8 protein-coding genes, 1 tRNA gene and 1 pseudogene are annotated in these 9574 nt (G+C 66.3%); 5 read left to right on the forward strand and 5 right to left on the reverse strand.

Translation table 11 applies throughout. The annotated features are described in order from the left end of the window. Positions 1-1370 (forward strand): annotated as a pseudogene (locus GJ629_RS17850) (sodium-dependent transporter). Between the two features lie 113 nt (positions 1371-1483). Then, positions 1484-1729: a hypothetical protein gene (locus GJ629_RS02990; protein ID WP_157511681.1), complete on the forward strand. Its 246-nt coding sequence runs from the start codon at positions 1484-1486 to the stop codon at positions 1727-1729. Positions 1730-1878: 149 nt separating this feature from the next. Here GJ629_RS02990 and GJ629_RS02995 read toward each other — a convergent pair. Beyond that, positions 1879-1962 (reverse strand) — tRNA-Ser (locus GJ629_RS02995). A 175-nt stretch (positions 1963-2137) separates the two neighbouring features. Between GJ629_RS02995 and GJ629_RS03000 the strand changes: the two genes are divergently transcribed. Then, complete coding sequence (locus GJ629_RS03000) at positions 2138-2428, forward strand: hypothetical protein (protein ID WP_157511682.1); 291 nt, start codon at positions 2138-2140, stop codon at positions 2426-2428. A 27-nt stretch (positions 2429-2455) separates the two neighbouring features. Here the strand turns inward: GJ629_RS03000 and GJ629_RS03005 are convergent, their stop codons facing one another. Both GJ629_RS03005 and GJ629_RS16775 read right to left on the reverse strand, forming a co-directional pair. Next, positions 2456-3088, reverse strand: coding sequence for a hypothetical protein (locus tag GJ629_RS03005; RefSeq protein ID WP_231754461.1), 633 nt, complete (start codon positions 3086-3088; stop codon positions 2456-2458). Beyond that, positions 3046-3210 carry a hypothetical protein gene (locus tag GJ629_RS16775; protein ID WP_231754462.1) on the reverse strand — a complete coding sequence of 55 codons (165 nt, stop codon included), beginning with the start codon at positions 3208-3210 and terminating at the stop codon, positions 3046-3048. The genes GJ629_RS03005 and GJ629_RS16775 overlap by 43 nt, the downstream gene beginning before the upstream one ends. 136 nt (positions 3211-3346) lie before the next feature. Between GJ629_RS16775 and GJ629_RS03010 the strand changes: the two genes are divergently transcribed. Continuing rightward, complete coding sequence (locus GJ629_RS03010) at positions 3347-5728, forward strand: NAD-binding protein (RefSeq protein ID WP_157511683.1); 2382 nt, start codon at positions 3347-3349, stop codon at positions 5726-5728. Positions 5729-5731: 3 nt separating this feature from the next. Here the strand turns inward: GJ629_RS03010 and GJ629_RS03015 are convergent, their stop codons facing one another. Beyond that, positions 5732-6802 (reverse strand): hemolysin family protein, encoded by a 1071-nt coding sequence (locus GJ629_RS03015; RefSeq protein ID WP_157511684.1) that lies wholly within the window; start codon positions 6800-6802, stop codon positions 5732-5734. A gap of 50 nt (positions 6803-6852) precedes the next feature. Then, positions 6853-8487 carry a TrkA family potassium uptake protein gene (locus GJ629_RS03020; protein WP_157511685.1) on the reverse strand — a complete coding sequence of 545 codons (1635 nt, stop codon included), beginning with the start codon at positions 8485-8487 and terminating at the stop codon, positions 6853-6855. Between the two features lie 124 nt (positions 8488-8611). On the opposite strand from GJ629_RS03020, the gene GJ629_RS03025 reads away from it, so the two are divergent. Next, entirely contained in the window at positions 8612-9511 is a 900-nt protein-coding gene (locus tag GJ629_RS03025) for a hypothetical protein (RefSeq protein ID WP_157511686.1), read from the forward strand. Positions 9512-9574: the final 63 nt, after the last annotated feature.

The raw sequence follows: 9574 nt of genomic DNA on the forward strand, positions 1-9574 counted from the left end.
ATGAGCAATACGGAACGAGAGACGTGGTCGACGCGCATCGGCTTCATCCTGGCGGCCGTCGGCAGCGCCGTCGGGCTCGGGAATATCTGGCGGTTCCCCTTCCAGGTCGGACAGGAGGGCGGCGCGGCCTTCATCCTCGTCTACCTGGTCTTCGTCCTGCTGATCGGGTTCCCGGCGATGATGGTCGAGTTCGTCGTCGGGCGAAAGACCGGTCTCAACACCGTGGGGGCGATACGGGAGTTCGCCGGCGGCGCGTGGACGTACCTCGGCGGCCTGTTCGTGTTCATCGGGTTCGTCATCCTCTCGTACTACAGCGTCGTCGGCGGCTGGGTCCTCCGGTACATCCCGGGGAGCCTCACCGGCGGCTACACCGGCACCGCCGCCGAGGGCGCGCCGCCGGTCGCCGCACAGTACTTCGGCCAGATAGCTTCGGGCCTCGACGCCCTCTTCTTTCACCTCGTCTTTATGTTGTTGGTCGTCGGCGTCGTCGCGCTGGGCGTCCAGCGCGGTATCGAGTTCGGCGTGAAGCTGATGGTCCCCTCGATCATCCTGATCTTCGCCGGACTGGCCGTCTACGCCTTCACTCTCCCCGAGGCCGGCGCGGCGTACAGCTACTACCTCTCGCCTGATCTGGCTACATCGCCGAGAACTGGCAGAGCATCGTCCCCGCCGCGGCCGGACAGGGATTCTTCACCCTCTCGTTGGGGATGGGCGTGATGATAACCTACGCCTCCTACCTCTCCGAGGACGAGAACCTCGGTGTCGACGGCGCGACCATCGTCGGCTTCAACACCGGCATCTCAATTCTGACCGGGCTGATCGTCTTCCCCATCCTCTTCTCGGCGGGCGTCGACCCGGCCGCGCCGGGCGCGGGCGCTATCTTCGTCAGTGTCGCCCAAGCGCTGGGCAGCATCCCGTTCGGTTCCGTCGTCGGCGCGCTGTTTTTCGCCACCGTCGCCATCGCCGCGCTCTCCTCGGCGATCAGCCTCATCGAAGTCGTCGTCTCCTACGCCATCGACGAGTTCGGCCTCGGCCGCTTCCGCGCGACGATGCTCGTCGGCGGCGCTATCTTCCTGCTCGGCGTCCCCGTCACCGTCGACCCCGTGATGGTCGACCTTTATGACATCTTCGCCGCGCAGATTCTGCTCGTCCTCGGCGGCATCCTGCTGGTGGTCCTCGTCACGTGGGTCCACGCCGACGACGCCCTCGGAGAACTCGGCAAGGGTATCACCCGGTTCGACAGCATCGGCACCCTCTGGCTGTGGGTCGTCCGCGTCCCCGTGCTCGCGGTGCTGGTCGTCTCGCTCTATCTCGGCGTCACCGGCTTCGCCGACTTCTTACAGGGCCCCTTCGCCGAGTTCCTCGGCTAGTGAGCGACCGACCCGGCGGCCGTCGCTCACTGTTCGTTCGTGGCACTGAACCTAGCGCACCGCCAAACCACCGGTCTTTTTAATTCCGTCGTCGATTCGGCCGTATGGTATCTGTGAGTGGGCCACTGCAGTTCGGGATTCCCGGCGGGCCGGAACTGACGATTATCCTGTTCTTTTCGCTTCTCTTGTTCGTCGTTCCCATCGTCGCGGCAGTCCAGATCTACCGGGATGCATCGGCCAACGACGTGGACAACCCCACCGCGTGGAGTCTCGGTATGCTACTCGTGGGCCTCGTCGGGAATATCGTCGGTATCGTCGCCGTCTGGATCCTGTACACCGTCGTCGAAATCCGGGAGTAACCACAGACAGCGTCGTTCGACTGTTTTCCAACCGGGACGAAGCGGTGGGGATGGGATTTGCACTCGACTGCGAGACTCGCGTCGCTCGTCTCGCGTAGTTCAAATCCCACCGCCGAATATGCCACTCACGGATTGTTCGTGGCAAAATACGGTGGGGATGGGATTTGAACCCATGAGTCCGTGAGGACACCTGCTCTCAAGGCAGGCGCATTAGGCCGCTCTGCCACCCCACCGAGCAATCCGCTGGCACACCGCTCCGGGTGGCGATACCGTCGTCGGAGTGGCGCGTGCCGACCTTCCGCCCTGAGAAGTTTGAAGCTATCGTTTTCGGCCACGGACGGACTCGCTATCGAAGACGGGAACGCTAATGTCGCCGCCGGGACTCCCGACCGACCACGGGGCCCGCGTATGAAAGTCAAATTCATGGAGAAGGGAAACTTCGGCACAGCCGAATACGACCCCGAAACCGGGGAGTATAGCTGGTCCTACGAGGGAGAGAACGAACGAATAATCGACCTCTTGGAACTCCTCGACGACGGTCCGCACTTCGCGGAGATGGTCGTCGGGGACGTCGTCAGCGACGACGACGAACCGGTGGTGTACAACGAGGGCTACGAGATCGGGGACTGGGAGTACCAGATGGAACGGTTGGCACAGTCGCTGCGGCGGCCGGCGGACAAGGTGAAATACGAGGAGTGAACTGCGGTCCCGAGAGCGGACCCGCGATCAGGCCTGTCGGATCTCGACGCCGTCGTCGCTGCCGTGGACCTCGATGCCGAGTTCGTCGGCCGCCGCGAGCGTCGCCTCCGGGGTGATCCGGCCGGCGGCCGCCCGTGCCCGCACCGTCGAGACGACCGTCGCGAGGTCCGACGCCGTCCGTATCGGCGACTGCTGTTCGATGAAGTCGACGTCGAAACCGTCGTCCAGTGCCTGCCCGACCAGCGACTGCAGCGCCGGCGGGTCGTACGCCCCGTCGAAGTCGACCGGGTCGGTGAAGCCGGCGTAGTACACCCGGCTTCCGGGGGCCGGGCCGACGACGATGGGCGTCCGGCGGAGCTTCATCGACGTGCTGTCGATCAGCTTTCGGGAGACCAGCGCGGCCGTCGGGTCGACGACGTGGACGCTGCCGGCCTCTTCCTCTTCGAGCAGGTGGGTCACGGTGTTGCCGACGCGGGCGGCGTAGGAACTGCCGACCTGGACCTCGTAGCGGACGCTCTCGGGGTCGGCGACGGCGTCGTCGACGACGTCCGCGACGGCCGTCTTCGGCGTGGCCGTCTCCGGGAGGTCGTCGGGGAGGTGCTCGCGCGGTCGGTAGTTCACCAGTAGCGTGCCGCCGCTCTTGTCGGCGGCCGCCGCCACGTCGGCCAGCGTCGCCTCGTAGAGGCGGACGCGTCGGCCGCTGACAGCGGTGTCGAGTCGACCAGTTCCTGCAGTACGACGCCTTCGAACGGTGGGTCGGCGGGGACGACGACGGTAGTCACGTCCGTATCTCGGGCGTCCCAGTCCTTGAACGCCGCGCTTCGCCGACGCTCGCGTCGTCCCTCGCCGCCGAGGGTTCACAGAGTGACACGACACTGAGTGACAAACAGTTTTGACAGTTCGGCCCGGACGTGACGTATGGACGTGGGTCAGTACCGTGGGGTGTTCGCGTGGGTCGGTATCGTCGCTATCGCTGTCACGTTTCTCGGGATGGCCGGGGCGGCGCTGTTGTCGCCCGATTTCTCGGTGGCAGGCAACGCGCTGTCGAACCTCGGCGATCCCACGGACCCGGCGGGGACGACGACGACTGCACTGTTGTTCAACGGCGGGCTGATACTCGGCGGCGTCGGTGGGGTCGTCTTCGGCGTCGGACTCTTCGTGACGGCCCAGCGACTCCTCGCGCGAATCGGGAGCGTCGTCTACGTCGTCTCGCTGGCGATGATGGCCGGTGTCGGACTGTTCCCGCAGGGCCACGGTCTACATTTCCCCGCGGCATCCGGCTTCTATATGCTGTTCTCGCTCGCGGTGGTCGTCTACGGTGTCGGCTGTCTGCTGGCGGGCGACCGCCGCGGGACGGTGCTGTCGGTCGGTGCCGGCGTGTTCAACCTCGCGGGGTGGGTCGTCTGGGGCGCGACGGGGGTCGCTGACGCGGCCGGGGCTGGCGATACCGGAACTCGTCGGCGCGGCCGCCGTCGCCGGGTGGACGCTGTGGGCCGCGAGCGGGCTCTTGGCGCGCGAGTCGTCGACGACCACGCGGGCCAGTCCGATGCAGTTCGGGCAGTAAGCGGCCGAAGGGCGTACGTTTTTGAGAGGGGGAACAGAAACGACGGACGACCGATGGATTCGATCCCGACTTCGGTTTCGGACTTCGACCTCTCGCGCCGGAACCGACTCGTCGCCTACTACCTCGTCGGCCTCGTCGTCCTCGTGTTGTCGTACGCGACCGTCTACAACCAGATTATGCTCCGCGTCGAAGGCGTCGATCAGTCCATCTTCGCCTCGATAGAGTTCGTCGTCCAGACGATGACGACGACGGGGTACGGGCAGGACTCGGGGCTGTGGAGCCATCCGGGGACGTTCCTGTTCGTCTCGCTGACGCAGGTGTCCGGTATCGCGCTCGGCTTTTTCACGCTGCGGATCATCGTCATCCCGCTTTTCACGGGGGCGGAGGTCAACCTCGACGACAGACTCACCCCCAAACAGGACCACGTCATCGTCTGTGAGTACCGGCGTGACTCGGCCGTCCTGTTGGACGAACTCCGGGAACTGGGGGTCGACTACGTCCTCATCTCCTCGGACGAGGAAAACGCTAAGGACCTCTCGGACGACGGCTACTCGGTGATCCACGGGTCGCCACAGGACGCCTCGGCGTTCGAACGCGCGAGCATCGACTCGGCGCGGGCGGTCATCACCGACGCCGGCGACGCCAACGTCAACACGATACTGACCGTGCGGTCGATCCGAGAGGACATCGATGTCATCTCTCTCACCGACGACGGCGACATGGAGCGTGTCCTCCTCGACGCCGGCGCGGACACGGTGTTGTCGCCACACGGCGTCCTCGGCCATCGTCTCGCGGAGAAGGCCATATCCTCGTTCCGCTCGGAACTGACCGACACGATAGCCCTCGGCGCGGACACCGAGATAATCGAGATGCCGATCCACCACGACAGCCGGTTGATCGGCAAACGAATCCGAGAGTCGAACATCCGGGAGCGGACCGGCGCGAACATCATCGGCGCGTGGATCGACGGGGAACTCCAGTTGCCGCCCGACCCGGACGCGGTCATCCGGCCCAACACGGTGTTGCTCATCTCCGGCGGTCACGACGCCTTGGAGTCGTTCAGCGAGGTCACGCGGCCGGCCCACCGATTGCGGGACCACGACCGCATCATCGTCGCCGGCTACGGCGAGGTCGGACAGGCCGCCGCGGCCGTCGCCGAGGACGCCGGTATCGAGACGGTGACTATCGACGTCGCCGACCGCGACGGCGTGGACATCGTCGCCGACGCCGGGTCAGAAGAGGCACTCTACGAGGCGGGCGTCGAGACGGCCGGCGCTATCGTCGTCGGCCTGCCGGACGACTCGGCGTCGCTTCTGACGACGGTCCTCGCGCGGTCGCTCAACCCCGATATCGAGATTCTCGTCCGGGTGAGCGACACGGACGCGACGCGGAAGGCGCTGAGCGCCGGCGCGGACTACGTCCTCTCGGTCCCGCGGGTGAGCGCCCGGATGGTCGCGCGGGAACTCCGCGGCGAGGACGTCCTCGCGCCCGCGAGTCAGATCCGCCTCGTCCGGGTTCCGGCCGACCCCTTCGCCGGGTCGACGCTCGCCACCTCTGGCATCTACGAGAAGACCGGCTGTCGGGTCGTCGCCATCGACGACGGGTCCGGGCCCTCGACGGTCGTCGACCCGCACCGGGAGTTCACCGGCGAGGAGTCCATCACGCTCGTCGGGTCCGACGAGGCGGTCCAGCGCTTCCGCAAGAAGTTCGACGTCTCGCCGATGGGCGACCGCTGACGGTCACTCGATGTCGAACGCGACGTCGATGGGGTCCTCGATGTCGCCGGTGATGGACTCGAGCAGGTCGGTGATAGTCACCATCCCGACCACCTCGCCGTCCTCGATGACGAACGCCAGTTCCTGGCGCTCGGCCTGGAACTGGTCGATGGCGTCGCTGACGTCCGCGTCCGGCGATATCGTCATCGGCGGGGCCGACAGTTCCTCGAAGTCGACCGAGCCGTCTGCGAGGGCCTCGCGGTGGCGGGCGAGGATGGGGAAGTAGAGGATACCCCTGAAGTCGGTCAGGTCCTCGCCGATCAGCGGATACCGGGTGTGGGGTTGTTCGGCCATCCGCTGGAGGTTCTCCTCGGCGTCGACGGCTGTCGACAGCGCCACGACGTCCTCGCTCGGAACCATCACCTCACGGACTGGCTGTTCGCCAACCTGCAGGGCGTTCATCACTTCCTCGCGTCGTTCCTCGGTGAGGTCCCCCTCTTCGAGCATCGATCCCATACGGTTGCGGAGTTCGGCCCGGGACTCGATGACGTCCTCTTCGGTTTCGAGCCACGCGCCCGTCATCTCGACGCCGAACAGTTTCAGCGTCATCTTCGCCACCCAGTCGCCGAGGGTGATGATCGGCGAGATGGCGAAGTGGAACCAGTACAGCGGCTGCGCGCCGTACCGGCAGACGAACCGGGAGCGCTCGACGCCGAGGTACGTCGGCGTCTGCTCGCCGTGGGTGAGGTGGACGAGGTTGATGATCAGGAAGGCGATGATGGCCCCCGACCCGATGGACGCGAGGAAGGTGTCCTCGAACAGCGGTTCGAAGATGGCTGCCAGCGCCGGTTCGGCGACGATACCGACCGCGATGCTGGAGGCGGTAATCCCGACCTGACAGGTCGTGAGGTACAACTCGAGGTTCTGGGTCATCTCCCACGCCCGCTCCAGTGCGGGGTGGCCGTCCCCGACGAACTCTTCCTCGGTGAACTGTCGCGCCCGCGTCAGCGCGAACTCGATAGCGACGAAGAAACCGTTTGCGAGGATGAGACCGATCCCCGCGAGCAGTCTGATCGTCAGTTCGAGCGAGTTCATCGGTCGGCGGTGTCGGCAGCCCCGGTGAAATATGCGGCGAAAACTGTCGATCAGGTCACGAATTCGCTGAACTGCCTGATCCCCTCGTCGGTGCCGACGACGACCAGTTCGTCGTCCGGCCTGACCGTCAGGTTCGGCCCGACGTCGGTGAGAATCTCGCCGTCGCGTTCGACGGCGACGACGCTACACCCCGTCTCGCTCCTGACGCGTGCGTCGCCGAGCGTCTGCCCGACGAGCCCCGGGGCCCGCGTCCGGAGGACCTCGACCTGCTGGTCCAGCGAGAGGACGTCCTCCGCGTCGAGGATGCGCGAGGCGATCATCCGGCCGGTCACCGTCGCCAACGAGAGGACGTAGTCCGCGCCGGCGCGGTACATCTTCCGGGTGCTCTGGGCCTCCTCGGCGCGGGCGATGATCTCTATCTCCGGTTCGAGGTCACGCGCGACGAGCGTCGTGAACTCCGCCGTCGTGTCGTCCGGAAGCGCGAGGACGACGGTGTGGGCGTCGCCGATACCGGCCGCCTGTAGCGTCTCCGGTTCGCTGGCGTCGCCGACGACGTCGACGCCGTCCATCTCCGTCCGGTCGACGACCGTACAGGGGACCCCGGCCGACTCGAACGTGTCGGCGACGGTCTTTCCGACCTGTCCGTACCCGACGACGATGGTCCCGTTGCGGTCGAACCGCCGGACGCCCGAGCGGGTGCGTTCGGTGAGGTGTTCCAGTTGGTGCTGTCTGCCGGCGACCAGCAGGACGGTCCCGCCGGTGAGCATCGCGTCGGGGTCCGGCGGCGTCACGAACTCGCCGCGGAACCACGCCCCGAGGACGGTGACGCCCGAGCGCTCCCGGATCCCGCTCTCGGCGAGCGTCGTCCCGACGAGGTCACTCCCCCGGGGCAGCGGCAGTTCCGCTATCTCGAAGTCGTCGTCTATCTCGACGGCGTCCCGGAGGTCCGTCGAGACGGCCGTCGTCACCTTCGAGGCGAGGCTGTTGCCCAACAGCGGCCGCGGCGACAGCACCTCGTCGGCCCCGGCGAGTTCGTGGTAGGGCCGCCGGTCCGGTTCCTCGACGACGCTGACCACCGGGACGTCGTCGGCGATTTCCTGTGCCGTGAGGACGATGCTGGCGTCGACTTGGTCGGACACGTCGGCCACCAGTGCGCGGGCGTCCCCGAGGTTCGCCGCTTCGAGCCCGCCCACGGATTCGGGGTCCTCGTGGATGACCGTGTACCCCTCCTCGTAGAGCTCCGTCGCCCGCTCGCGGTCCGGTTCGACGACGACGTACTCGACGTCCCACGACGCCAGTTCCTCGATGAGTGCCTCCGCCCGCGAGGTGTAGGTACAGACGACGACGTGGTCGTCGATGCCGTTCTCGACCGCTCGGGGAACCGTCGTCGAGAGCAGGTCCTCGAACAGCGGGAAGACCAACACCGGCAACGCCATGAAGATGAGCAACACGCCGGTGAGGTCCATCACGATGACGAGGACGTTCATCTCCGGGGTAGTCCACGGCGAGTCCGACCCGAATCCCGTCGTCGTGAACGTCTCGACGACGACCTGCAGCGCGTGGAGGAACGTCGTCTCCCGACCCTCGTAGACGCCCATCCCGTAGTCGTAGAGAATGGCGTAGACGAACATCACCCCGAACAGCGACAGCAGGTAGTAGACGGTCCGGCGCTGCCACTTGTCCATAGCAGTGCTCACCCGCTGAAGCTATTTATGTTGTCTGGCACGGCGTGCGCTGGTGCCCCCCGTACCGAAGACAGCAATTAAGAGGCGCGGCCCTCGACAGAAAGACAGTTACCGGACTGCACATATGTCAGGCGTCACCGTCGAACACACGACGTACGAGGGTTGGGAGCACTGCATCCGCATCACGAACGGACACGTCGAACTCGTCGTGACGACGGTCGTCGGACCGCGTGTCGTCCACTTCGGGTTCGTCGACGGCCGGAACGAACTGTTCCTCGACGAGGACACGGCAGGCGCCACCGACCGCGAGGAGTGGACGCTGTACGGCGGCCACCGCCTCTGGCACGCCCCCGAGAACGACCCCCGGACGTTCGTCCCCGACAACGACCCCGTAGAGTACGAACTGACCGAGACGGGGTGTGTCCTCACGCAACCGACCGAGGCAGACTCCGGAATGGAAAAGACCGTCGAGGTGTCGATGGCCGCGGACGCGCCGTCGGTCACTCTCGACCACCGCATCACGAACGACGGCGTCTGGCCCGTCGAGTTCGCGCCGTGGGCCGTCACCGTTCTCGAACCCGGTGGGACGGGCGTCGCACCGCTCCCGCAGGGCGATCCGGACCTGCTTTTGCCCGACCGCTCGGTGACGTTCTGGCCCGACGCCGACCCCGGCGACGACCGGCTGGAATGGGTCGAAGACCACCTTCTGGTCCGCCACGACGACGGCGAGGAACTCAAGGTCGGCACCTCCGGAACCGAGGAGTGGACGGCCTACGTCAACGACGGCCACGCTCTCCTGAAATCCTTCGCGTGGGACCCCGAGGCGACCTACCCCGATATGGGCTGTGCCGTCGAGATGTTCCAGATTCCGGGCTTTTTCGAACTGGAGACGCTCGGCCCGAAAGCGACGGCCGACCCCGGCGAGACGCTCACTCACGAGGAGCAGTGGACCCTGATCGACGGCGTCGACTGCCCCGAGACGGGCGAGGACGCCCGGGCGCTTGCCCTCGCACGCTCGGAGTAACCGACACCGCCGCCGCTGGTAGTGTTCAGATACGCACCGAGCAAAGAGCCTGTTTCTGCTGGT

This window comes from Halapricum sp. CBA1109 (assembly GCF_009741825.1).
In the GTDB taxonomy this organism is placed as follows: Archaea; Halobacteriota; Halobacteria; order Halobacteriales; family Haloarculaceae; genus Halapricum.